General features: G+C 63.9%; 24 protein-coding genes and 1 tRNA gene. 21 read left to right on the top strand and 4 right to left on the bottom strand.

What is annotated here, in order from left to right:
• Positions 1-118: 118 nt before the first annotated feature.
• The gene (locus tag E5CHR_RS21565) at positions 119-766 is read right to left on the bottom strand and encodes a TetR/AcrR family transcriptional regulator (RefSeq protein WP_162581738.1); all 648 of its coding nucleotides are present in this window, start codon (positions 764-766) and stop codon (positions 119-121) included.
• A 98-nt stretch (positions 767-864) separates the two neighbouring features.
• Between E5CHR_RS21565 and E5CHR_RS21560 the strand changes: the two genes are divergently transcribed.
• Positions 865-2,589, top strand: coding sequence for a thiamine pyrophosphate-binding protein (locus E5CHR_RS21560; RefSeq protein WP_162581737.1), 1,725 nt, complete (start codon positions 865-867; stop codon positions 2,587-2,589).
• Positions 2,590-2,672: 83 nt separating this feature from the next.
• On the opposite strand, the gene E5CHR_RS21555 is transcribed toward E5CHR_RS21560, so the two are convergent.
• The gene (locus tag E5CHR_RS21555; RefSeq protein ID WP_162581736.1) at positions 2,673-3,092 is read right to left on the bottom strand and encodes an SWIB/MDM2 domain-containing protein; all 420 of its coding nucleotides are present in this window, start codon (positions 3,090-3,092) and stop codon (positions 2,673-2,675) included.
• Between the two features lie 173 nt (positions 3,093-3,265).
• Complete coding sequence (locus E5CHR_RS21550) at positions 3,266-4,150, bottom strand: DMT family transporter (protein ID WP_174255800.1); 885 nt, start codon at positions 4,148-4,150, stop codon at positions 3,266-3,268.
• 92 nt (positions 4,151-4,242) lie between these two features.
• On the opposite strand from E5CHR_RS21550, the gene E5CHR_RS21545 reads away from it, so the two are divergent.
• From E5CHR_RS21545 to E5CHR_RS21490, 12 genes are all read left to right on the top strand, one after another.
• Positions 4,243-4,653: a gamma-glutamylcyclotransferase family protein gene (locus E5CHR_RS21545; protein ID WP_443083090.1), complete on the top strand. Its 411-nt coding sequence runs from the start codon at positions 4,243-4,245 to the stop codon at positions 4,651-4,653.
• A gap of 219 nt (positions 4,654-4,872) precedes the next feature.
• Positions 4,873-6,192, top strand: a complete 1,320-nt coding sequence (gene aceA / locus E5CHR_RS21540) for an isocitrate lyase (RefSeq protein WP_162581733.1) — start codon at positions 4,873-4,875, stop codon at positions 6,190-6,192.
• Between the two features lie 320 nt (positions 6,193-6,512).
• The gene (gene thrS / locus E5CHR_RS21535; protein ID WP_162581732.1) at positions 6,513-8,420 is read left to right on the top strand and encodes a threonine--tRNA ligase; all 1,908 of its coding nucleotides are present in this window, start codon (positions 6,513-6,515) and stop codon (positions 8,418-8,420) included.
• Between the two features lie 107 nt (positions 8,421-8,527).
• Complete coding sequence (infC, locus tag E5CHR_RS21530; RefSeq protein WP_269474088.1) at positions 8,528-9,133, top strand: translation initiation factor IF-3; 606 nt, start codon at positions 8,528-8,530, stop codon at positions 9,131-9,133.
• 152 nt (positions 9,134-9,285) lie between these two features.
• On the top strand, positions 9,286-9,489 hold the full coding sequence (gene rpmI / locus E5CHR_RS21525) for a 50S ribosomal protein L35 (protein WP_028253491.1): 204 nt from the start codon (positions 9,286-9,288) through the stop codon (positions 9,487-9,489).
• A gap of 23 nt (positions 9,490-9,512) precedes the next feature.
• Positions 9,513-9,872, top strand: a complete 360-nt coding sequence (gene rplT / locus E5CHR_RS21520; RefSeq protein WP_028253492.1) for a 50S ribosomal protein L20 — start codon at positions 9,513-9,515, stop codon at positions 9,870-9,872.
• A gap of 130 nt (positions 9,873-10,002) precedes the next feature.
• Entirely contained in the window at positions 10,003-11,079 is a 1,077-nt protein-coding gene (gene pheS, locus E5CHR_RS21515; protein WP_162581730.1) for a phenylalanine--tRNA ligase subunit alpha, read from the top strand.
• A gap of 22 nt (positions 11,080-11,101) precedes the next feature.
• A complete protein-coding gene (gene pheT / locus E5CHR_RS21510; protein ID WP_162581729.1) occupies positions 11,102-13,540 on the top strand; it encodes a phenylalanine--tRNA ligase subunit beta in 2,439 nt (812 codons plus the stop codon).
• A gap of 5 nt (positions 13,541-13,545) precedes the next feature.
• Positions 13,546-13,908: an integration host factor subunit alpha gene (locus E5CHR_RS21505; protein ID WP_443083089.1), complete on the top strand. Its 363-nt coding sequence runs from the start codon at positions 13,546-13,548 to the stop codon at positions 13,906-13,908.
• A 64-nt stretch (positions 13,909-13,972) separates the two neighbouring features.
• A complete protein-coding gene (locus E5CHR_RS21500) occupies positions 13,973-14,437 on the top strand; it encodes a MerR family transcriptional regulator (RefSeq protein WP_162581727.1) in 465 nt (154 codons plus the stop codon).
• A gap of 27 nt (positions 14,438-14,464) precedes the next feature.
• A tRNA-Pro gene (locus tag E5CHR_RS21495) sits at positions 14,465-14,541 on the top strand.
• Between the two features lie 192 nt (positions 14,542-14,733).
• On the top strand, positions 14,734-15,984 hold the full coding sequence (locus tag E5CHR_RS21490; RefSeq protein WP_162581726.1) for a tyrosine-type recombinase/integrase: 1,251 nt from the start codon (positions 14,734-14,736) through the stop codon (positions 15,982-15,984).
• 75 nt (positions 15,985-16,059) lie between these two features.
• Here E5CHR_RS21490 and E5CHR_RS21485 read toward each other — a convergent pair whose 3' ends face one another.
• Positions 16,060-17,127 (bottom strand): LysR family transcriptional regulator, encoded by a 1,068-nt coding sequence (locus tag E5CHR_RS21485; RefSeq protein ID WP_162581725.1) that lies wholly within the window; start codon positions 17,125-17,127, stop codon positions 16,060-16,062.
• A gap of 126 nt (positions 17,128-17,253) precedes the next feature.
• Between E5CHR_RS21485 and E5CHR_RS21480 the strand changes: the two genes are divergently transcribed.
• The 8 genes from E5CHR_RS21480 to E5CHR_RS21445 all read left to right on the top strand — a co-directional run bounded on the left by E5CHR_RS21480 (position 17,254) and on the right by E5CHR_RS21445 (position 24,549).
• Positions 17,254-17,601: a putative quinol monooxygenase gene (locus E5CHR_RS21480; protein ID WP_162581724.1), complete on the top strand. Its 348-nt coding sequence runs from the start codon at positions 17,254-17,256 to the stop codon at positions 17,599-17,601.
• A gap of 169 nt (positions 17,602-17,770) precedes the next feature.
• A complete protein-coding gene (locus tag E5CHR_RS21475; protein WP_162581723.1) occupies positions 17,771-18,916 on the top strand; it encodes an acyl-CoA dehydrogenase family protein in 1,146 nt (381 codons plus the stop codon).
• Positions 18,917-18,925: 9 nt separating this feature from the next.
• The gene (locus tag E5CHR_RS21470; protein WP_162581722.1) at positions 18,926-20,458 is read left to right on the top strand and encodes an AMP-binding protein; all 1,533 of its coding nucleotides are present in this window, start codon (positions 18,926-18,928) and stop codon (positions 20,456-20,458) included.
• Positions 20,459-20,468: 10 nt separating this feature from the next.
• Positions 20,469-21,260: a citryl-CoA lyase gene (locus E5CHR_RS21465; protein WP_162581721.1), complete on the top strand. Its 792-nt coding sequence runs from the start codon at positions 20,469-20,471 to the stop codon at positions 21,258-21,260.
• Between the two features lie 10 nt (positions 21,261-21,270).
• On the top strand, positions 21,271-21,744 hold the full coding sequence (locus E5CHR_RS21460) for an acyl-CoA thioesterase (RefSeq protein ID WP_162581720.1): 474 nt from the start codon (positions 21,271-21,273) through the stop codon (positions 21,742-21,744).
• Positions 21,741-22,556 (top strand): enoyl-CoA hydratase/isomerase family protein, encoded by an 816-nt coding sequence (locus E5CHR_RS21455; RefSeq protein WP_162581719.1) that lies wholly within the window; start codon positions 21,741-21,743, stop codon positions 22,554-22,556. The genes E5CHR_RS21460 and E5CHR_RS21455 overlap by 4 nt, the downstream gene beginning before the upstream one ends.
• Positions 22,553-23,581: an ornithine cyclodeaminase family protein gene (locus tag E5CHR_RS21450; protein WP_162581718.1), complete on the top strand. Its 1,029-nt coding sequence runs from the start codon at positions 22,553-22,555 to the stop codon at positions 23,579-23,581. The genes E5CHR_RS21455 and E5CHR_RS21450 overlap by 4 nt, the downstream gene beginning before the upstream one ends.
• Complete coding sequence (locus tag E5CHR_RS21445; RefSeq protein ID WP_162581717.1) at positions 23,578-24,549, top strand: Bug family tripartite tricarboxylate transporter substrate binding protein; 972 nt, start codon at positions 23,578-23,580, stop codon at positions 24,547-24,549. The genes E5CHR_RS21450 and E5CHR_RS21445 overlap by 4 nt, the downstream gene beginning before the upstream one ends.

Raw genomic sequence — 24,549 nt, 5'->3', positions numbered from 1 at the left:
CTGTTGGCGTGGACTGAACGGCGAACCGAAAAAACTGCAATTCACCAAAAAGTGAATTGGCAATTCTAGGAATCCGTTCGCGAGCCCGTCAACGGCTCGGCCCTAGGAGATACCCCTATCAGTGCAGGACGTAGCCCAGCACCAGGTCGGTCATGTGCGACAGGCGCTGCGCCATGGCCTTGGGCGCGCGCAGGTCGCGGCCGAAGATGGCCGACAGCGTGTCGTTGTTCGACAGGTAGAAGTAGCAGATCGCGGCAATGGAGATGTACAGCTGCACCGGATCGATGCCGGAGCGGAAGAGCTTCTCGCGCCGGCCGCGCTCGAGCACGCCGTCGAGCAGTTGCACCAGCGGCGAGTTCATTTCCTGGATGCGCCCGGAGCGCTTGAGGTGGGCGGCCCGGTGCAGGTTCTCGCTGTTGAGCAGCGTGATGAACTCGGGGTGCTCGAGGTAGTAGTGCCAGGTGAACGAGACCAGGCGCCGGATCGCCTCGACCGGTTCGACCTCGTCCAGGTGCAGTTGCTGCTCGGCATCGCGGATATTGGCATAGGTGCGCTCGAGTACCGCGAGGAACAGATCGTCCTTGCTGCCGAAGTAGTAGTAGATCAGGCGCTTGTTGAGCCCGGCGCGCTCGGCGATGCTGTCCATGCGTGCGCCGGCCAGGCCGCGCTGCGCGAACTCGTCGCGGGCCGAGTCGAGGATGGCGAGCTGCGATCGGTCGGCGTCACGAGAGCGGGGTTCGATGGGCGCTGTAGGCGGCGTCTTCATGGGTGAAATTTAACCAACTGGGGAATTAAGGCAAGTATTCCTGCGGTGTGCGGATAATCGCCGCTCCTTTTGATATTGCAGCAGAGAGGCGCCCGTCCATGAGTTCGTCGCAAACCGCAGGCCACCTGATCGTCGAGTGCCTGATCGAGCAAGGAGTCGAGCTTGCCTTCGGCGTGCCGGGCGAAAGTTTCCTGGCGGTTCTGGATGGCTTTCACGCCTATGCCGACCGCATCCGCTTCATCGTCAATCGCCAGGAAGGCGGAGCGGCTTTCATGGCCGAAGCGCACGGCAAATTGACCGGGCGGCCCGGCATCTGCTTCGTGACGCGCGGTCCGGGGGCGACCAACGCCTCGATCGGCGTGCACAACGCCTTCCAGGACTCGACGCCGATGGTGCTCTTCGTGGGCGATGTCGGCAGCGACTTTCGGGACCGCGAGGCGTTCCAGGAGGTCGACTACGGCAGCTTTCTCGGCCCGAGCACCAAGGGCTTCGCCAAGCGCGTGGAGCGCATCGACGATGCCGACCGCATTCCCGAATACGTGGCGCGCGCCTTCGCGACGGCCATGAACGGGCGGCCGGGTCCGGTTGTCCTGGTGCTGCCCGAGGACATGCTGCGCAGCATGACCTCGGCCCGGCCGCTGGCGCGCGTGGAGGCGGTTCAGCCGTGGAGCGATCCGGGCGCGCTGCGGACCCTGCGCGAGTTGTTGATCAAAGCGCAGCGTCCGCTGGTGATCGCCGGCGGCGGCGGCTGGACCGTGCAGGCAGCGCAGGCCCTGCAGCGCTTTGCCGAAAGCTGGAAGCTGCCGGTGGCGAACGCTTTCCGCTTCCAGGACACCTTCGACAACCATCACCCGCTCTACGCCGGCGACGTGGGCATCGCTATCAATCCCAAGCTGGCCGAGCATGTGAAGCACAGCGACCTGGTGGTGGCCATCGGGCCGCGGCTGGGCGAGATGACGACAGGCGGCTATGCGCTGCTGGAGGCGCCCCGGCCGGCGCATACGCTGGTTCACTTCCATGCGAGTGCCGAGGAGCTCAACCGCGTCTACCAGGCCGACCTCGCCATCAACGCCGGCATGAGCGCCGCGGCGCGCAGCCTCGAGGTGCTGAGCCCGCCGGCCGAAGTGCCCTGGGAGCCTTGGGCCGCACAGCTGCATGCCGACTACCTCGCCAACCTCGAGCCGCAGGCACTGGCCGGGCTGCCGGCCGAGTCGCCGCGCGGTGCGGTGGACATGGCGGCGGTGGTGCGCACCCTGCAGCAGCACCTGCCCGCCGACGCGGCCATTACCAACGGGGCTGGCAACTTTGCCAGCTGGGTGCACCGGTACTTCCGCTACCACGGCCTCGCCAAAGGCCACAAGACGCAGCTGGCGCCGACCAGCGGTGCCATGGGCTACGGCGTGCCCGCGGGGATTGCGGCGAACATCGCGACGGGCCGCACCGCCTTCACCATCGCAGGCGATGGCGACTTCCTGATGAACGGGCAGGAGCTCGCCACGGCCTCGCAGCATGGCGGCAAGAGCATCATCGTGCTGCTCAACAACGGCATGTTCGGCACCATCCGCATGCACCAGGAGCGCGAGTACCCGGCCAAGGTGAGCGGTACGGCGCTGGCCAATCCGGACTTCTGCGCACTGGCGCGCGCCTACGGCTACGCGGCGGAGCGCGTCACCGAAACCGCGCAATTCGAGGCAGCGTTGCTGCGTGCGCTGGCGGCCGACGTCGGCACGCTCATCGAGATCCCGCTCGACCCCGAGGTGATCACCACGCGCGGCACGTTGTCGGTCATCACCAAGGCAGCGCAGGCGCGCAGCAGTCATTGAGCTGCTGCAGGCGCCGGGCGTCTTCAAGAAAAAAGCCGGCATGCGCCGGCTTTTTTCTTGAAGCGCCTGAGGCGCTCGGGAGGTCACTTTACGTGCTTGCCGATCAGCGAGGCGAGCTCGAACATCGACACTTGCGGCTTGCCGAAGATTTCCTTCAGCTTGGCGTCAGCGTTGATGTTGCGCTTGTTGGCCTTGTCTTGCAGGTTGTTCTTCTTGATGTAGTCCCACAGCTTGCTGACGACGGCGGTGCGCGGCAGAGGCGTCGGACCCACGACGGCGGCGAGCGCCGGGCTGGGGGTCAAGGCCTTCATGAACGCGGCATTGGGCGTGCGCTTCTTGGCGGGAGCCTTCTTCGCAGCAGCCTTCTTGGCAGGAGCCGCCTTCTTGGCGGGTGCCGCCTTCTTCGCCGGAGCAGCCTTCTTGGCCGGCGCGGCGGCCTTCTTTGCAGGAGCAGCCTTCTTCGCAGGCGCTTTCTTGGCCGGAGCCTTCTTTGCAGTTGCCATGGTTGATTTCCTTTTTGGATTGGTCACTTTTCACCAATGAAAACGGTGTCTCCACTGGCACTGCGGATGCTAAAGGAGAAAAAACGTGTTTCCAAGGGAAAAAGGGACTTTTTCATTGGGAGCTGTTGTTTTTTCAGAGGAGAGAAGGGAGTGCTTCGCACTCTGGAGTGCCTTCAGGCACCGCGCCGCGCTTCAGCGCGGCGCGAAGGCCAGGTTGCGAGCACCACGCCGAGCAATGCAAATGCGAAGGCGCATAGCTGCAGCAGCGACAGGTTTTCGCCGAGCACGAGCACGCCGACCATGGCCGCGCTCACGGGCAGCATCACGGTGAACACGCCCGCCTGCGAGGCCGGTACTCCCTTGAGCCCGGTCATCCAGAGCCACACCGTCCAGATGCTCGCTGCCAGCGCATAGACCACGAGCAGCGCCCACAGCCCGAGCGGAACAGCGCCGAAGTCGAAGCGCAGCGCGAACCACAAGCCCAGTGGCGTCGAGAGCACGAAGCCCCAGAGGTTGATCAGGGAGGAGATGCGCTTGGGACCGAGCTTGCCCGTGAGCGACTTGCCGATCACCGCGTAAGCTGCCTCGCAGAGGACCGCGCAGAACACCAGGAGGTTGCCGAGCCAGGGCATCGAGGGGGCGGTGGTGCTACCCGAGTGGGCGGAGGGCTGCGAGGGCGCAAGCGCGAGCAGGCCGATGCCGCCGGCCGCACAAGCGATGGCGAGCGCCGTCCGCGTCGTGATGCTCTCGCGCAGGAAGACCCGGCTGCCGATCGCGACCATGGCGGGGATCGAGGCCATGATCACGCCCGCCGAGACGGCGCTGGTGAGGCTCACGCCGAACAACATGCAGATCGAGAACAGGAAGTTGCCGAGGAAGGACTCGAGGAAGACCAGGCCGCGCGTGCGGGGCGTCATTGTCGGTTCGTCCGGCGGACGGCGCAGCCAATGCGGCATCGCGAGCGCGGCGATGCCGAAGCGAAGCCAGGCAAGCAGGAACACCGGGAAGGCGACGACCAGCGGCTTGGACAGCGCGACGTAGCTGCCGACCAGCGACATGCTGAGGGCCAGGCAGCCGTAGGCGACGAGGCGGCCAGGCGCGGCGAGTACGGAGTTCAATAGACTGGTCGTGTTGCGAAGACGAGCCGATGATGATGCCGCATTCACCTTTCGAGCCCCGACATGTGTTCGTCTACGGCACCTTGCGGCGCGGTGGGCGAAACGATATCGCGCGCTTCCGGCCGGCGCCGCGCTACGTGGCGGAAGCGGTTATCCGAGGCACGCTGTACGACCTGGGCAGCTATCCCGGTGCGGTGCTTGGCGGCAGCGACGAACTGGTCGGCGAGATCTATGCCATTGCGCCGGCGCTCGAGGCGCTGCTCGATCAACTCGAGGAGGTGCGGCCTGACGATGGCGGCGAATACATCAAGCGCGAAGTGTGGGTGCAGGCCGGCTCGACGGAGCTCCTGTGCTTGGTCTACGAGATCCACCCCGATCGAATCGCAGGACGCCGAGTGATCGCATCGGGCGACTGGTTCGACCGGGCGGTCCCGTTTTCATGACCGAAGAAGTCGTTCCGCATCGCGAAAAGATCGTATGTTGCGTCGCAATATTTTTTCTCGATATGAGAAAAGTAGTTCCGCATTGAGAAAAGCGTCTTCAAAGTCGTTGATTTTGATCGAGAAAAAATAAGTCTTCTATAAGACATAAGACAGGAAGCACTGCCTTAAAGTTGCTCCCAAGGCCACAGCGCCAACCCTCAATCAACCCTTGGAGTGACCATGCCTCAAACCATCACCGAACAACTGAGCCGGGAACAGCAAATCGCCGCCCTCGAAAAAGAATGGGCGACCAACCCGCGCTGGAAGGGCATCAAGCGGGGCTATAGCGCTGCCGACGTGGTGCGCCTGCGCGGCTCCTTCCCGATCGAGTACACGATCGCGCGCCGGGGCGCCGAGAAGCTGTGGGACTTGGTGAACAACGAGCCCTACGTCAATTGCCTCGGTGCGCTCACCGGTGGCCAGGCGATGCAGCAGGTCAAGGCTGGGATCAAGGCGATCTACCTGTCGGGCTGGCAGGTCGCGGCTGACAACAACAGCTACGCCGCCATGTACCCCGACCAGTCGCTCTATCCTGTGGACTCGGTGCCGACCGTGGTGGAGCGCATCAACAACACCTTCCGCCGTGCCGACGAAATTCAATGGTCCAAGGGCACCAACCCTGGCGACAAGGGTTACGTCGACTACTTCGCGCCCATCGTGGCCGACGCCGAGGCGGGTTTTGGCGGCGTGCTCAACGGCTTCGAGCTGATGAAGGCCATGATCAAGGCCGGCGCTGGGGGTGTCCACTTCGAAGACCAGCTCGCCTCGGTCAAGAAGTGCGGCCACATGGGCGGCAAGGTGCTGGTGCCGACGACGGAAGCGGTGCAGAAGCTGATCGCCGCGCGCATGGCGGCCGATGTGTGCGGGACCCCGACGCTGGTGATCGCGCGCACCGACGCCGAAGCGGCCGACCTGCTGACCAGCGACTACGACGAGAACGACAAGCCTTTCCTCACGGGGGAGCGCACCGCGGAAGGCTTCTACAAGACGAAGAAGGGCATCGACCAAGCGATCTCGCGCGCCATCGCCTACGCCCACTATGCGGACCTGGTCTGGTGCGAAACCGGCACGCCCGACCTCGAGTTCGCGCGCAAGTTCGCGGAGGCCGTGCACAAGGTGCATCCGGGCAAGATGCTGGCCTACAACTGCTCGCCGTCGTTTAACTGGAAGAAGAACCTCGACGACGCCACCATCGCGAAGTTCCAGAAGGAGCTTGGCGCCATGGGCTACAAGTACCAGTTCATCACGCTGGCCGGCATCCATTCGATGTGGTTCAACATGTTCGACCTGGCACAGGATTACGTGCAGCGCGGCATGTCGGCGTACGTCGAGAAGGTGCAGGAGCCGGAGTTCGCCGCACGCGATCGCGGTTACACCTTCGTGTCGCACCAGCAGGAAGTCGGCACCGGCTACTTCGACGAGGTGACCACTGTGATCCAGGGCGGCAAGTCGAGCGTCACGGCGCTGACCGGTTCGACCGAGGAAGAGCAATTCCACTGATATCCCGCTGTCACCGAGCTTGGTCCCCGCGTGAGGAATCCGCGGGGATTTTTTTCGTGTCGGTCGGCCGTGCGCAGCTCGTGGACCGCGCTCGCATCCTGAGCTCAACCGCTAGAATCACAAGCTTCCGTCAGAGCAGCAACAAGGGCGAGAAAGGCATCCTGGTTATGACACCGCGAACTACCCCGCAAGAAATGAGCGGCCTTTTTCTTGAAGGAGAAGGCCGGTAGGCCGCGCATGCTGGAGCTTCCAGCGCCCTCACTCAAGCCCAAGCGCGGTCCGATGACCGCGCTTTTTTGTTTTCTCGCCGAGGTTTTTTCATGATCCAGATCACGCTTCCCGACAACTCGCGCCGCGAGTTCCCCGGCCCGGTTTCGGTGGCCGATGTTGCCAAGTCCATCGGCCCCGGCCTGGCGAAAATGACGGTGGCCGGCAAGGTCGACGGCCGGCTCGTTGATGCGAGCGACCTGATCGAGCAGGACGCCAAGCTGCAGATCATCACGCCCAAGGACGACGAAGGCCTGGAGATCATCCGCCACTCGACGGCGCATCTGGTCGGCCACGCCGTCAAGCAGCTCTTTCCGACGGCGAAAATGGTGATCGGGCCGGTGATCGAGGAGGGCTTTTACTACGACATCTCCTACGAGCGGCCCTTCACGCCCGAGGACATGGAGGCGATCGAGGCGCGCATGCGCGAGTTGATCTCTCAGGACTACGACGTGGTGAAGAAGATGACGCCGCGAGACGAGGTCATCCAGGTCTTCAAGTCCCGCGGCGAGGACTACAAGCTGCGATTGGTCGAAGACATGCCGGACGAGAAGGCGATGGGGCTGTACTACCACCAGGAGTACGTCGACATGTGCCGCGGTCCGCACGTCCCGAACACGCGCTTCCTCAAGGTCTTCAAGCTCACGAAGCTGGCAGGCGCCTACTGGCGCGGCGATGCGCGCAATGAGCAGTTGCAGCGCATCTACGGCACGGCATGGGCCGACAAGAAGCAGCTCGACGACTACATCCGGCGCATCGAAGAGGCCGAGAAGCGCGATCACCGGCGGCTCGGCAAGGAACTGGATCTTTTCCACATCGACGAGGTGGCGCCGGGCGTCGTGTTCTGGCACCCCAAGGGATGGGCCATCTGGCAGCAGGTCGAGCAGTACATGCGGAAGGTGTATCGCGACACGGGGTACCAGGAGGTCAAGGGGCCGCAGATCCTCGACAAGAGCCTGTGGGAGAAGACGGGCCACTGGCAGAACTACCGCGAGAACATGTTCACGACGGAGTCGGAAAAGCGTGACTACGCGCTGAAGCCGATGAACTGCCCGGGCCATGTGCTGATCTTCAAAAGCGACCTGCGCAGCTACCGCGACTTGCCGATCCGCTATGGCGAATTCGGGCAGTGCCACCGCAATGAACCCTCGGGAGGCCTGCACGGCATCATGCGGGTGCGTGGCTTCACGCAGGACGACGGCCACATCTTCTGCACGGAAGACCACATCCTGGAGGAGTGCGTGGCCTACACAGGTCAACTGCTCAAGGTGTATGCCGACTTCGGCTTCAAGGACATCCTCTACAAGGTAGCGACGCGGCCCGACAACCGCATCGGCTCGGACGAGCTCTGGGACAGGGCTGAAAGTGCGCTGATGGAGGCCTTGCGACGTTCGGGTGTGGACTTCGTCATTTCGCCCGGCGAAGGCGCTTTCTATGGCCCCAAGATCGAGTACACGCTGCGCGACGCCATCGGCCGCCATTGGCAATGCGGCACGATGCAGGTGGACTTCAACATGGCCGAGCGCCTGGGCGCCGAGTACGTGACGGAGTCGAGCGGCAGGGCTCATCCGGTGATGCTGCATCGAGCCATCGTCGGCAGCCTGGAGCGTTTCATCGGCATGCTGATCGAACACCATTCGGGCGCGATGCCTGCCTGGCTGGCGCCGGTGCAGGTGGCGGTGCTCAATATCAGCGAAGGGCAGGCCGACTACGCGTCTCAAGTTGCTAAAACGCTGCTAAATCAAGGGCTTAGAGTTTCGCTTGACCTGCACAACGAAAAGATTACGTATAAAATACGGAAGCATTCGTTGCAAAAGCTTCCTTATATCCTCGTCGTCGGCGACAAGGAAAAGGAAACAGGTGCCGTCGCAGTGCGCGCCCGGGGCAATCTTGATCTCGGTGCCATGTCGGTGGAAGCGTTCTCCCAAAAGATTGCTCACGACATCCAACACAAGCTTTGAATTTGAACAGGTTCAAAGGCTGATTTCGACCGATCAGGCTGCTTGTGGGCGTGGACTCGAAGGTGTTCGCTACAATTTTTGTAGCAAATTGATTGAAGGATCCGACCATCGCTACTGCATTTCGCGACCGCCGCCACCGCGAGGAACGCCAACACCGCCTGAACCGGGAGATCATGGCCCCGGAAGTCCGCCTGATCGGCCCCGAGAATGAGCCGTTGGGTGTCGTAAGTCTTGCCGAGGCCTTGCGGCTGGCCGGCGAGCAAGACGTGGATCTGGTGGAAGTAGTCGCGGCGGCCAATCCGCCGGTCTGTCGCCTGATCGAGTACGGGAAGTTCAAGTACCACGAGCAGAAAAAGGCCGCCGAGGCGAAGTCGAAGCAGAAGGTCATCGAGGTCAAGGAAATCAAGTTCCGGCCCGGTACCGACGAAGGCGACTACAACATCAAGATGCGTAACATCCGGCGCTTTCTTGATGAGGGCGACAAATGCAAGATCACGCTGCGCTTCCGAGGCCGCGAGATCACGCACCAGGAGCTCGGCCTGGCCCTGCTGCAGCGCATTCGCGACGACCTCGGCGACAGCATCGTGGTCGAGCAGTTCCCCAAGCTCGAGGGTCGGCAAATGATCATGATGATCGCGCCGGGTCGCAAGAAGGGCGGCGGTGGAGCAGCCAAGCCGGCCACCGAGCCGACGACGGCACCCGCAGCGGCTTGAGCCGCGGCGGCAGTAGCAGGTTTTGAAGGGATTTCGCCGCTGCCGGCGTCTTCGGGCGCAGGCAGCGGCGGGATGAAGAAGTGTCTCGGGGCCAACAAGACCGTGGGAATCATCCCCGGCGCCTCACGAGCACAAACGAAAGGAGCATTCACATGCCCAAGATGAAGACCAAGAGCAGCGCGAAAAAGCGTTTCCGCGTTCGTCCCGGTGGCACCGTCAAGCGCGGTCAAGCCTTCAAGCGTCACATCCTGACGAAGAAGACCACCAAGAACAAGCGTCACCTGCGTGGTGCAACGGCAGTGCATGAGACCAACATGGTCTCGATGGCTGCCATGTTGCCCGGCAGCGGCATCTAACACGACGAACAAGGAGTACACACATGCCTCGCGTCAAACGTGGTGTCACGGCTCGCGCCCGCCACAAGAAGGTTCTCGCACTTGCCAAGGGTTTCCGCGGTCGCCGCGGCAACGTCTTCCGCATCGCCAAGCAGGCGGTGATGAAGGCGGGCCAATACGCCTACCGTGACCGCCGCACCAAGAAGCGCGTTTTCCGCCAACTGTGGATCGCCCGTATCAATGCCGCCTCCCGTGAACTGGGCCTGACTTACAGCCAGTTCGCCAACGGCATCCGCAAGGCCGGTATCGAGATCGACCGCAAGGTCCTGGCCGATATCGCCGTGCACGACAAGGCCGCTTTTGCCGGCATCGTGGAGCAGGTCAAGGCCAAGCTGGCTGCTTGATCTCGCAAGCAGGTTGCCGCTCCTCGAGAGGCGGCCTGCGCCCACGGTACAAGGGCTGGCGCTTGAAAGGGCTCCAGCCCTTTTTTATTCGCATCGTCGGCCTCTTTTTCTCTCACGCTCAAGAATTTCCATGAACGAGTTGGACTCCCTGGTCGATACCGCACGTGCAGCCTTCGCCGAAGCCAAGGCACCGGCCGAACTTGAGAACGCCAAGGCGCAGTTCCTCGGCAAGGCCGGCCGCATCACCGAACTGATGAAGGGCATGGCCACGCTGTCCGTCGAGGAGAAGAAGTCGCGCGGCGCCGCGATCAACGTGGCCAAGCAGGCCATCGAGGCCGCGCTGGCCGGCCGCCGCCAGCAACTCGCCGACGAAGAGCTCGCCATCCAGTTGCGCGCCGAGGCGCTCGACGTCACGCTTCCGGGCCGCCGTCGTGCTGGCGGGGGCCTGCATCCGGTGAGCCGCACGATGGAGCGCATCGAGGCCATCTTCTCGAGCATGGGCTTCGATGTGGCCGACGGTCCCGAGATCGAGAGCGACTGGCACAGCTTCACCTCGCTCAACAATCCGCCTAACCATCCCGCACGATCGATGCAGGACACCTTCTACGTCGACATCAACGGCGAGGATGGCATCCCCTACAACCTGCGTCCGCATACCAGCCCGATGCAGGTGCGCTACGCACATCAGCACATCAAGAAGTACGCTGCCGAATTCGCCGCCGCGGCGGCCGACACCACCGGCACCGTCAAGGCGCCCGAAATTCGGGTCATCGCGCCCGGCCGGACCTACCGCGTCGACAGCGATGCCACGCACTCGCCGATGTTCCACCAGTGCGAAGGCCTGTGGCTGGGGGAGAACGTCAGCTTCAAGGACCTGAAGGTCATCTTTACCGACTTCTGTCGCACCTTCTTCGAGACCGACGACTTGGTGCTGCGCTTCAGGCCGAGCTTCTTCCCCTTCACCGAGCCCAGCGCCGAGATCGACATCCAGTTCCAGACCGGCCCTTTGGCCGGCCGATGGCTCGAGGTCTCGGGTTCAGGCCAGGTGCATCCGCAGGTGGTGCGCAACATGGGCCTGGACCCAGAGCGCTACATCGGCTTCGCCTTCGGCATGGGCCCGGACCGGCTCACCATGCTGCGTTATGGCGTGAACGACCTGCGCCTGTTTTTCGATGGCGACCTGCGCTTCCTGAACCAGTTTCAATAATCAGACAGAACGAGAACGCGAGATGCAATTCCCCGAGTCCTGGTTGCGCGAGTTCTGCAACCCGCCCATCGACAGCGAGACGCTGGCCGAGACGCTCACCATGGGTGGCTTCGAGGTGGAGGAGCGCCGGTCGGCCGCGCCGCCGTTCAGCAAGGTGGTCGTCGGCGAAATCAAGGAGGCTGCGCCGCACCCCAACGCTGACCGGTTGCGCGTGTGCCAGGTCGATGCGGGAGTGGGCACGCTGCTGAACATCGTGTGCGGCGCGCCCAATGCGCGCGCGGGCATCAAGGTGCCCCTGGCGCTGGTTGGCGCCGAGCTGCCGCCGGGCGAGGACGGGCAGCCCTTCCAGATCAAGCTCGGCAAGCTGCGCGGCGTCGAGAGCCAGGGCATGCTGTGCTCGGCGCGCGAGCTCAAGCTCAGCGATGACCACGGTGGGCTGCTGGAGCTGCCGGCTGACGCCCCGGTCGGCACCGACGTGCGCGAGCTGCTGAAGCTCGACGACACCCTGCTCACCCTCAAGCTGACCCCGAACCTCGCGCACGGCCTCTCCGTCTACGGCATTGCGCGCGAGCTCGCGGCGCTGACCGGTGCGCCGCTCAGAACGCCGCCGATTCCGCCCGTGGCCGCCGCAGTGCCCGACAGGCTGCCGGTGAAGGTCGAGGCCCCTGACTTGTGTGGCCGCTTCTCGGGCCGCATCGTCCGTGGCGTCGACACCCAGGCCGCGACGCCGGGCTGGATGGTCGAGCGCCTGGCGCGCTGCGGCCAGCGCAGCGTGTCGCCGCTGGTCGATATTTCGAACTACGTGATGTTCGAGTACGGTCAGCCCAGTCACGTCTTCGATCTGGACAAGATCAACGGGGGTTTGGTCGTGCGCTGGGCCAGGGCGAGCGAACAGCTCAAGCTGCTCAACGGCAACACCGTGACGCTGGACGAGAAGGTCGGCGTGATCGCCGACGAGCGCAGCCAGGTCGAGTCGCTGGCCGGCATCATGGGCGGCGATGCGACGGCCGTTTCGGACGACACGCGCAACATCTACGTCGAGGCAGCCTTCTGGTGGCCTGAGTCCATCCAGGGGCGCGCGCGCCGCTTCAACTTCTCGACCGATGCCGGGCATCGCTTCGAGCGCGGCGTCGACCCGAGCCGCACCGTGCAGATCATCGATCGCATTACCCAGCTGATCGTCGAGATCTGCGGGGGTCAGCCCGGCCCGATCGATGACCAGACCTTGCGGCAGCCCGAGGCGAAGTCCGTCACGCTGCGCGTCGAGCGTGCCGCGCGCGTGATCGGCATGGCTCTGACCCAGGCGCAGTGCCGCGACGCCTTGCGTCGGCTGGGTTTCCCCGTCGAGGAGGGTGAAGGCACGCTGGTCGTCACCCCGCCACCGCACCGCTTCGACCTGCTCATCGAGGAAGACCTGATCGAGGAGGTCGCGCGCCTCGTCGGCTACAACAACCTGCCCACCGTGCCTCCGCTGGCCCCGATCACCGCCCGCGTGCGCCCCGAGTCGCAGCGCAGTAATTTCGGCGTGCGCCATCGGCTCGCTGCGCTGGGTTATCAGGAGACGATCAACTTCAGCTTTGTCGAGGCGCACTGGGAAGCGGAGCTCGCGGGCAACGTCAATCCGATCAAGCTGCTGAATCCAATTGCCAGCCAGATGAGCGTGATGCGCTCTTCGCTGATCGGTTCGCTGCTTCAGGTCCTGAAGTTCAACCTCGACCGTCGCGCCCCGCGCGTGCGCGTTTTCGAACTGGGGCGGGTGTTCCTGCGTGACGACACGGTCGCCACCACCGACAGCACCGTCAAGGGCGTGCATCAGCCCATGCGTGTGGCCGGTCTCGCCTGGGGCGACGCCGAGGCCGAGCGTTGGGACGGCAGGCCGCAGCGCGCAGACTTCTTCGACGTCAAGGGCGACGTCGAGGCGCTGCTGGCGCCGCGCGCGGCCACGTTCGAGTCCACCGAGCATCCGGCGCTGCATCCCGGCCGCGCCGCGCGCGTGCTGCTCGACGGCCGGCCTGTAGGCGTCATCGGCGAGCTCCATCCGCGATGGCGCCAGCAATGGGAGTTCCCGCAGCCTCCGGTGCTCTTCGAGCTCGACCTCGACGCCGTGGTTGCGCGCCCGGTGCCCGTGGCTCGGCCCGTGCCCAAGCACCAGGCGGTGGAGCGCGACATCGCCGTGGTGGTGGCGGAAGCCATCACGCACGACGCGCTGATGCGCACCATCCGCTCCGCAGCCGATCCGGCGCTGCTGCGCGACGCAGTGCTGTTCGACATCTATCGCCCGCCCGTGGGCCGTGATGCGCCGGGCGGCCCTGGCGGTCTGGCGCTCGGCGAGAAGAGCATGGCCGTACGCCTGCGTTTCTACAGCGGCGAGGCTACGCTGACAGACGAGCAGGTCGAAGCGGCAGTGGCCGCGATTCTTGAACAACTCAGCGCGCGGCTCGGCGCGCATCTGCGGGTATGAAGCTCATGGATTTCACGCTTGAAGCCCTGGAAACGCCGGCACTGACCAAGGCGCATCTGGCCGATCTCCTGTTCGAGCAGATCGGCCTCAACAAGCGCGAATCCAAGGACATGGTCGAAGCCTTTTTCGACCTGATCGCCGGCAGCTTGATCGAGGGCACGGACGTGAAGATCTCGGGCTTCGGCAATTTCCAGATCCGCGTGAAGGCGCCGCGTCCCGGGCGCAATCCGCGTACCGGCGAGGCTATTCCGATCGGCGAGCGGCGCGTCGCCACCTTCCATGCCAGCGCCAAGCTCAAGGAGCAGATCCAGGGCAGCGCGGGTGACGAGGGTTCGCAGGATGTGGAATGGAGCCTTGGCACCGAATAGTTCTTGGCCCTTGTGCCCGCGGTAGAGTAATCTCTAAGGTTGTTCTCGCACCGCCTTGATTTCAATGGAGAAAACGCTCCTGCCGCCCATCCCCGTCAAACGATACTTCACGATCGGTGAAGTGGGCGAACTGTGTGGGGTCAAACCGCATGTGCTGCGCTACTGGGAACAGGAGTTCACCCAGTTGCGTCCGATGAAGCGGCGCGGCAACCGCCGCTACTACCAGCACCACGAGGTGCTGATGATCCGCCGCATCCGCGACCTGCTCTACGACCAGGGTTTCACCATCAGCGGCGCGCGCAACAAGCTGCAGGAAATGGTGCAGACGGAGCGTGACCGCCGCAAGGCGGGCGAGGTGCCGCTCGAAGGCGTGGAGGCCGTTGAGATCGACCAGGAGGAGTTCGACGCCGCGCTTCAGGAAGACCTCGATGCGTCTCGCGGCAGCCACCCAGCGATCGAGCTGTCGCAACTGCTGCGTCTGAAGCGGGAGCTCTACGAAATTCGCGAGCTTCTGGCTTCGAACCACTGAAAGCCCGCAGGCTATAATCGCAAGCTTCGGTGTGTGGCGCAGCCTGGTAGCGCACTTGCATGGGGTGCAAGGGGTCGAAGGTTCGAATCCTTTCACACCGACCAACAAAACGTCCAAGGGCGTCCGGAATCATCCTCCGGACGCCCTTTTTCATTGGGGAGCTGGGCGAATCGCGTCCGGAGGCATACACTGAAATCCGGTGACTGCCAGCGCCAAGTGGGGGTACAAAAGGGGGTACAAACCGCCTGAACCCCCTGGGACAGCAGTTTTGTACCCCCACCCCCTGGATGTACCCCATGCCGTTGACCGATGCTGCATGCCGCAACGCCTCCTGTCCGCCTGACCGAAAGCAGGCACGCTACGCCGACGCAGGTGGGCTCTATCTGGAAGTCTCGGCCTCGGGTTCTCGCCGATGGTTCTGGAAGTTCAGGATCGAAGGGGTTGAGAAGAAATTCGCCTTGGGCTCCTATCCCGATGTGAGCCTTGCGGCGGCGCGAAAGGCCCGTGACGCTGCCAAGGCCCAGAAGGCTTCCGGAATCAATCCCATACAGGCGCGCCAGGTCGTCAAGCTCAAGGCGGCCGTGAACACCGGCGATACCTTTCGAGAGACGGCGCTCGAGTGGTTCGACAAGCACCATGCGCGCTGGAGCGGCCACTACGCCACGCGCGAGAAGCGCAACCTGGAAAAGGACCTGTTTCCGTATTTCGCTGCTCGTCGCATCAGCGAAATCGAGGCCATCGAGGTGTTGGCAGCCCTGCGCCGTATCGAGGAGCGTGGCGCTCTCGACGTCGCCGGTCGCGTGCTGATGACAGCACGCGCGGTGTGGCGCTACGCGGTCGCCACCGCGCGGGCGCCGCGCGATATTACGGCGGATCTCAAGGGGGCACTCACGCCCCACAAGAAGCGGCACTTCGCGGCGATCACCGATCCGGCCCAACTGGGGACGTTGATACGCGTCATCCAGGGTTATCAAGGCGGCCCCATCGTGCGTACGGCGCTTCAACTGGCGCCCATGCTTTTTCAACGCCCGAACGAACTGCGAGCGGCGGCCTGGGCCGAGCTCGATCTCGACGGGGCGCTCTGGACCGTGCCCGCTGCGCGGATGAAGCGGCGCATCGAGGGTAAGGAGCGAGGCGATCCGCACTTAGTACCTCTGCCCAGGCAGGCAGTGGAACTGCTGCGCAAGCTGCATCCAATTACGGGCCACAGTACGTTGGTCTTCCCGGGCGAGCGTAGTCACGAGCGGCCGATCTCGGACAACACTCTGCGTGCAGCGCTTCTGACCTTGGGGTACGGCCCGACCGTGCAGACGGTTCATGGCTTCCGGGCGACAGCCCGGACCCTTCTGGCTGAAACGCTGGAGATCGACCCGCTGGTGATAGAGGCCCAGTTGGCGCATGCGGTTAAGGACGCCAATGGGCGCGCCTACAACCGGACGCAGTACCTCAAGCAGCGCGCTGCGATGCTCCAGCGATGGGCGGACTATTTGGACATACTGGTTACTAGGTCGGGTTCTCCGCCGGTTGAGTTGAAAGCGGCCGCATGAGAAGGGCTCCCCGCCCGTGATGGCGCGGCGGCCCGATTTGCGGTGGAACGCGCCGTCCGGGCGGGACAGCCCGGATCATCGGATCAAGTCGTGCGTCCGTTCATGCGCTGCGCGATCCAGGATTGCACGGCGCTCTTTGGCTACGCCGCGGTGCGCTGTCCGGCTTTCACCGATGCGCATCGCGTGGTCGTTGCGCCGGTCCGTCTCCGGAAATCGCCGCCCATGACTCTGCGTGTTCTCGCATGAAATTGATGAACGCCTGGATGCGTGCATCGGTTGGTGCGCGGCGGTAGTAGACGATATGAACAGGACTCGGTGGGGATAGATTGAACTGCGGCAACAGTTCCACCAGGTTGCCCTGCGACAATCAGCGGCCACCGAAAAATCCAACAGACAGGCGATGCCTTGATGCGCCAGCGCGAGCTGATGCAGCATCTCGCCGTGCGACACACAGAGGGCGGGCCGGATGCTCAATTCTTGCTGTTGGCCATGACTAAGCGGCCAGCGATTGAGCGCATCTGTACCGATGTAGCCGAGCAGCCGATGCGTCGCAAGATCTTCGATGGTGCGCGGCGTGCCGTGCCGTCCCAGATAGGCTGGTGATGCCAGTACGAGGCGGCGGCAATTCCCCAGCAATACCGCTCGCAGCGAGGAGTCGGCCATGGTGCCGATGCGGATCGCCACATCGGCATGCTCCTGGATCAAGTCGACGATCTGGTCACTTCTACGCAACTCGAGGTCGATGCCCGGATACGCCTGTGCAAAGTGCGGAATCAATGGGAGCAGGACATGGCTCATGAACGAGGCCGAGGTATTGACCCGCAACAGCCCGCTCGGGGAGCCGGCAACGCGCGCCAGGTCGGCTTCGATGTCCGCCAGCGACTGCAGTACATGACGACTGCGCTCCAGCAACAGCCGTCCGGCCTGAGTCAGTTCCATGCGTCGTGTCGTGCGCACCAGGAGCGCCACCTGGAGGCGCTGCTCTAGCGCCTTGAGTGAACGGCTGACGGACGACACCGGCTGCTCAAGCACGTCGGCGGCACCGCTCAGCGAGCCTTGTGCGGCAAGCGCCTGCAGCAGGACCATGTCCCGGGTTTCGATCTGAGGGGTGGGTTTCATCTTCTCAATCTGGACAAAAGTCATTTGCCATTGGTCGCCTTGTTGCAAGCGTGTCTGAAAGCCACAGTGGCACCCCTGAGTTGCTCGGATGACAAGACGTTGTTCGAGCGGTCAGGCAAAGAAACCCCAAAGACCAGAAAGACACCGAACATGCCCCCTTCATTGAAAAGCCTGGGCAGCGCCGAGTCGGCGCTGCGAGCGAATCACCACGTCATCGTCGTCAAGCTGCCCATCAAGGCAGGTTGCGAAGACTTCTTCCTCGCGCGCATGGCGCCGGTAGTCGAGGCCAGCCAGATCGAGCCGGGTGTCCTGATCTACCAACTGCACCGCGGAACCGAGGACGCCTCGGAGTTCGTCACCTATGGCCTCTTCACCGACCACAACGCGTTCGAACAGCACTTGAACTCGGCGCATGTTTCGAACTGGCTGGCCGGGTCGTCGGCGTGGCTTGCCGCCCCGATGGTGGTTAGCCACTACGCATTGCACGACGCCGCCTGACTTTCCGAGGACGCGGGCCTGCCCAGACGGCAGCTCCCTCGGCGGTCCAAGGGGGCAATCGCAGGTCCCGCAGCCGTGCGCAGTCGGGAGTGCGGCGCCCCTGATTCGAGCTTCTTGCATTCCTCGAAAAAACCTCCTAAACTTCCTCGAAATCGTTTTCGAGAAAGCCATGAAAAAAACCTCTGACACCGAACTCTCCTTGATCCGTGAAACAGCTAGACGATTCGTGAGACAGCGTCTCATCCCGCTTGAGCAGCAGATCGAAAACGATGATGATGTTAGCCTCGATCTGCTGGCGCAGCTCCGAAGCGAGGTCGCGGCATTGGGCTTGTATGGATTCAACCTGCCGGACAGCGTGGGTGGGCCTGGATTGCCGGCCGCGGCAAAGGTCGCCATCCTGGAGGAGTTGACCTACACCTCCGTCCCCCTCAGTGAGGTTTTTGGGCATTTGCCTCTGCAGCTGAGTCAGGTCAGCAGCGCGCAACGTGAGTCGTTTCTGCCGGATGTTCTTTCCGGCAAGAAGACCATCACCTATGCGTTGACGGAGCCCAATGCCGGCTCCGACCTCGGGGGGCTGCGGACCCGCGCAGTGAAGGTTGATGGCGGCTGGGTACTAACGGGTAGCAAGCACTTCATCTCCCACGCCGAAACCGCGGACTACGTCATCGTCCTGGCGGTGACGAATCCGGACGCGCCATTGAAGTCGAAGCTCGGAACGTTCATCGTGCGCAGCGGCAATCCGGGCGTGGTCGGCATGACCCGATACAAAAAGATGGGGTGGCGCGGCTATCACCTCAACGGCTTCTCGCTGGAGGAGTGTTTTGTGCCTGATGCCGACGTGCTGGGAGCTCCCGATGAGGGCTTTCTCGGAATGATGCAGTCGATCAATCAGGATCGCTTGCTGTCGGCGAGTCGTTCCCTTGGGCTGTCGAGTCGTGCACAGCAGATGGCATGCGAGTACGCGGTGGAACGCAAGGCATTCGGCGCCAGTCTTTCCCAGCATCAGGCGATTCAATTCATGATCGCGGACAACGATGTCGATTTGGAAGCCGCGCGGCTTTTGATCCACAGCGCGGCGGACGCCATCGAGGCGCAAGACCCGCAGGCGCGGATCGCGGCGTCCCGCGCAAAACTCTTTGCCAGCGAAATGGGCTGCCGCGTCACTGACCGGGTGCTGCAGATCTTCGGCGCGATGGGCTACATGTGCGAGCTGCCCATCGAACGCTTCTACCGCGACGCGCGCGCATTCCGCATCGGCGAAGGTACCTCCGAGATGCAGCGTCTGCAGATTGCCCGCGCGGCGCTGGCTGGGTGAGGAGCGGTCATGGCCTTTGACATCCTCGACCAGCACCCCGCGGAATTGCCCGCGTTCCACGCCGCCGGGCAGACGGCCACGCGGGCCGAACTGAAATTGGCGGGGCAGCGTGCGGCTGCGTTCCTGAACGAACTCGGCTTGCGCCGGGGCGACACTGTGGCCGTCTGGATTCCCGATGGCGCGATCTGGCTGCAGCTGCTGTTTGGCGCTGCGCAGCTCGGGGTGTTGATGGTTCCGGTCAGCACGCGGCTCAAGCTGTCGGAGGCGCAGCACATTGTCGGCACTGCCGCGGCGCGCGTACTCGTCGTTCCCGAGAAGTTTCTGGACTTCGACTACGCGGGTGCAGGGCGGACCATGCAGGCTTCGCTTGCCGCACTCGCTCATGTGATCGAGGTGCCTGCGGAAGGCGGCTTCCAATGGCTGGCCTGCGAGCCGCATCGCGAAATTTCCGGCCGGGATGCCGATGCGCTGTGCACCTTCAGCACCTCCGGCACCACGGGCAAGCCCAAATTGGCGGTGCATACCCAGGGTGGTCTCGCCGCGCATGCTCGCAACGCCGGCCAGGTGACGGAGATCCGTCCCGGCGACACGATGCTCTGTGCGCTGCCGCTGTATGGCGTGCTCGGTTTCGTCTCGGCTGTCGCGGCCCTCGCTGCCGGAGGCACCTGCGTGTTCCTTCCTGTCTTCAAGGCGGATGCCGCCGCAGCCGCCATCGAGCGTCACGGTGTGACGCACTTCTATGCATCCGACGGCATGTTCGACATGGTCTTCGGAGCGCAGGGCTCGTTTGCGACCTGGCGCCGCGGCGGCTTCGCCGAGTTCGCCGGCCTCGGCGCCAAAGTCATCGATCAGGCCTGGAGCCGTTGGGGTCTGCGGTTGAGCGGCATCTACGGTATGTCGGAATGTCTGGCCTTGATGGCCATTCGCGATACGGCCGGTGATGCGCGCGAGCGCGGTATGGCCGGCGGCACGCCGATCTCGCCGGAGATGCGCTTTCGCATCGTCGATCCGGGCACCGGCCTGCCCAAGGAAGACGGCGAGCAGGGCGAGCTGCAACTGCGTGGCTACAACGTCATGAAGGGCTACCTGAACAACGCCGCTTCCACGGCCGATGCGTTCACCTCCGACGGCTGGCTCAAGACCGGCGATCTCGCCTATGCGAAGGGCAACGAGTTCTTCTACCTCGCGCGGCTCAAGGACAGCCTCCGCCTGAAGGGCTACCTGGTCGATCCCACGGAGGTTGAGGACTTTCTCTGCAGCCACCCCGGCGTCGAGGCCGCGCAGGTCGTGGGCGTCCACCAGGACGGCGAGGGAGACGTGGCCGTGGCTTTTGTGCGGCCGTCGGCGCAGCCCGCTGCGGAGTCGGAATTGCTCGCCTACTGCAAGGGCGGCATCGCAGGCTTCAAGGTCCCACGACGCATCGTGCCGATCGACGAGTTTCCGCAATCGAACGGGCCCAACGGGGTCAAGATTTTGAAGAACGTCTTGCGCGAGATGGCCAAACCCTATCTCGAATCCTCGCCTTCCTCAACAGCTCAATAGAAAGACGCCCATGAAAAATGGTGAAGTGAAATCGGACATCGCATGGGCCAGCCCGACCCAGGTGGTGGTGCACGGCCTGGACCTGTGCGAAGAGATTGTCGGCAAGGTGGACTTCGGGCAGATGGCGTTCCTGCAGTTGTTCGCGCGGCTTCCCGACGAGCGCGAACTTCGTATGTTCAACGCAATGATGGTGATTCTGGTCGAGCACGGCATCACGCCGTCGTCGCTCGCCACCCGTATGACGTATTGCGGCGCGCCCGAGTCGGTGCAGGCCGCGGTGGCGGCGGGCTTGCTCGGCCTGGGCTCGGTGTTCGTGGGCTCGCTCGACAACGCCGCCCGGCTGCTGCAGGAGTCCCTGCCCGATGGCGGCAAGGGCGGCGATGAAATCGATGTGGAAGCCAAGGCCCGGGAAATCGTCACGGGTTATCGGGCCCGCAAGGAAATCTTGCCGGGCATCGGCCATCCGTTCCACAAGCCAATCGATCCGCGCACTCCGGCGCTCTTCAAGGTCGCGAAGGAAACCGGGTACTACGGCCCGCATGTGCGGCTCATGGAAGCGCTCGGCGCCGAAGCCACGCGCCAGGCCAATCGTCCACTGCCGGTCAACGTGACCGGTGCGATGGCGGCGGTCGCCTCCGAGATGGGAATACCCTGGAAGATCTGCCGCGGCTTGGCCGTGTCGGCGCGCGCCGTCGGTCTGGTCGGCCACATCCTGGAGGAGATGCGCCAGCCGATGGCGGAACCGCTTTATCTGCGCGTCGAGCACGAGGCGACGGCGCACATGCATCCCTCGAATCCCTGAGAGGCCGCAGATGACTGACCAGCCCACCACGCAAGCACCTCGGCGAACGGCTGCGCCGGTGCGTGGCGACTTCCGCTTCTGGACGCATGAGAAGCTGCGCAACGCCGACACCGACCAGTCCCGCCACGTGAACAACGCGGTGATCTCCACGCTCTTCGAAGCGGCGCGCATGGAGATATTCGCGCCGCCAGAAATTCGCGCGCTGATGGACGGCGGCAACCTCGCCATAGCGCGCCTGTTGGTCGACTTTCGCAAGGAGGTCCACTTTCCGGGACAGGTGGAGATCGGCAGCACCGTTGTCGCCGTCGGCAGGACCTCGGTGCGCATTGTGCAGGGTCTATTCGCTGCGAATGGCCGAGACTGCCATGCCTCTGCGGAGGCGGTCTGCGTCATCGTGAGTCCGGAGACCGGCGCACCGTGGCCTATTGGAGCGGAATTGAGAGCGCACCTGCTTGCGGGCGCGCCCGAAGGAGCCGATGCATGAAGCCCGTCGACAAGGTCCTGTTCGAGTTGCGCGGACACACGGCGCTTCTTACGCTGAATGACCCGGACCGACGCAACGCGTTGTCGCGTGAAATCGTCCGCGGCCTTCTCAGCGCTCTAGAACGCAGCTTGCAGGCGGGTGCGCGCGCTATCGTGCTGGCTGCAGAGGGCTCCGCGTTTTGCGCCGGCGCCAACATCGACGACCTGCGTGACGGGTGGATGGAAGGCAAGGATCCCGATGAGGATCCTGCGTTGCTGTTCAGGCGGCTTTGGCAACTGGACCTACCTGTCATCGCTGCCGTCCACGGTCCGGCGCTCGGTGGCGGCATGGAGCTTCTCCTGGCCTGCGATCTGGCGGTGGCAAGCGACGCCGCATGGTTCGCGATGCCGGAACTCGGGCACGGCGTGATCCCAAATTCCGCGGTCGCGTTGCTGCCACGCACGGTGGGTTGGCGGCAAGCCATGGATCTGGTCCTGACACGCAGGCGGGTATCGGCTGTGGAGGCACAGGCGCTTGGATTGGTCAACCGTCTGGTTTCACCGGAAACTGTGCTCGAAGCCGCCTTGGAGCTTGCAGAAGACATCGTGGGAAAGGCACCTCCTGGTGCGCTGGCGGCGGCAAAGGCAAACCTGCGCGCCCATTCCCCGGTTGCCTGGGAGCGCGTGCTGGCATCACCGCTTGATGTGCCGCGCAGCGAGTGGCAAGAGGGGCTGAATGCCTTCACTGAGCGCCGACCCGCTTCGTTCGAGCGCTTCTGGGCCTCGATCGCAGAGCGCTCGGCAGCTGTGAATTCGAAAGAGGCCGGCACATGAACGACAACCGCACGCCTGCTGAGGTTGCATTGCTGGGCGAGGATGATGTCGCCGCGGTGGTGACGCCACAAGACGCCATGCGCGAGATGCGGGCAGTCTTCGAATCAATGGCCCGGCAGGAAGCCCGCAACTTTCCCGTGGTGCGAGAGCGTCTGCGCGGCGAGGACAGCGTGTTCGGCGTGAAGAGTGCGTACGACGCGACGAGGGGTATCCTGGGGCTCAAGGCGGGAGGCTACTTTCCGTTGCCTGGAGAAGGCGGCGGTCACCGATCCTCGATCGTCTTGTTCGATGCACAGAGCAGCGCCCTGCGCGCCGTCGTGAGCGGCAACCTCGTTACGCGGCTGCGAACAGCGGCGGCGGCGGCTTTGTCCATCGAGCTTCTGGCGCGCGCCGATACGCGTACGCTGGCTGTAATCGGCGCGGGGGCGCAGGCGGAGGCCCATGTCCGGGCGGCACTCCTTGTGCGTCCGTTCTCGCGCGTACTCGTCTGGAGCCGGACCGCGCCGCGGGCGGCCGCGCTGGCGGCACGCCTTTCGAATCTCGATTGCCCCGTCGAGGTGGCCTCCCACGCACGGGACGCCGTCTCGGTGGCGGACGTTGTGATCACCCTCACGCCGTCGACCCAGCCCGTCGTGGAGGACGCTTGGGTTCGAGCGGGCACACACCTCGTGTGCATGGGCGCCGACACTGCCGGAAAGCAGGAGCTCGAGATGAGCATCCTTCAGCGTGCCGCCATTTATACCGACTCGCCGGAACAGGCCATCTCCATTGGCGAGTGCCAGAGCGCGGCACGTTCGACGCAAGGCCCGCCGCTGGCAATTCTCGGGACCCTCGGCGACATATTGATCGGGCGCGTGCGCGCGCGCGTCGCCAACGAGATCACCGTGTATGACGGCACGGGCGTTGCGGCTCAAGACCTGGCAATGGCTTCCCTGGTCCTCGAGCGGCGCCCCCGCGGCGAGATCGTCACGCCAGCCCCCACCCGGGCTGGGCAGGTTCAATCATCCACCGGAGGAACATCATGAAGCACCTCGTCTCCTTACTCTTCGCCCTGGCCGTCTCGGCAATGTCTCCCGCCACGCATGCGGCGGACAAGTTCCCGACCAAGCCGGTCCGCATCATCGTTCCCTATTCGGCGGGTGGTCCGGTCGACATCATCACGCGTGGCCTGAGCGCACGGCTTTCTGAGGAGTGGAAGGTCAGCGCAGTGGTCGACAACAAGCCCGGCGCTAACGAGATCATCGGCGCAAGCGAAATGCTGCGGTCGCCTGCTGACGGCTACACCCTACTGATGGCGACTGACTCGGCCTTCTCCCAGAACCAGTATCTCTACGAGAAGCTCGCCTACGATCCCGAGGCGATGGTTCCGATCACCCGCCTCGCGTTAGCGAACCTCGTGCTCTTCGTTCCGGTCGACTTTCCGGCGTCCAACGTGCGTGAGTTCATTGCCTACGTGCGTGCGAACCCGCAGCGAGTCAACTACGGATCGGCAGGAATCGGCAATATCACTCATCTGTCGATGGCCTACGTGGAGAAGAGCAAGGGGTTGCGCATGACGCATGTTCCCTACAAGGGACTGGCGCCAGTCATCCAGGACATGCTCGCGGGACAGGTTCAGGCTGCGTTCGGCGTGCCTTCTGCAGTCGAACCCTACGTTAAGGCGGGCAAGCTCAAGGCGCTTGGCATTTCGGGATCGCAAAGAGCGAAGGTACTGCCATCGGTTCCAACTTTCACGGAAAGCGGGTTTCCGGATATCCAGTCGAACCTGAACATGGGTCTTTTCGCGCCGCGCGGCACACCGGCGGAGGTGGTGGATACAGTCGCAGGCACGGTGCGCAAAATCCTCCTGGAGCCGGAGTTCCGGACCAAGTACATCGACAACGTCGCGTTCGAAGTCGCTGCAAGCACCCCTCAAGAGTTCAGCGCCTTCATTGCAAAGGACAAGCCGTTGCAGAAGGCGAGGATCGAGATGTCCGGCGCCAAGCTCGACTGA

The organism is Variovorax sp. PBS-H4 (genome assembly GCF_901827205.1).
Lineage (GTDB): Bacteria > Pseudomonadota > Gammaproteobacteria > Burkholderiales > Burkholderiaceae_C > Variovorax.
This window is presented reverse-complemented; position numbering and strand designations above follow the sequence as displayed.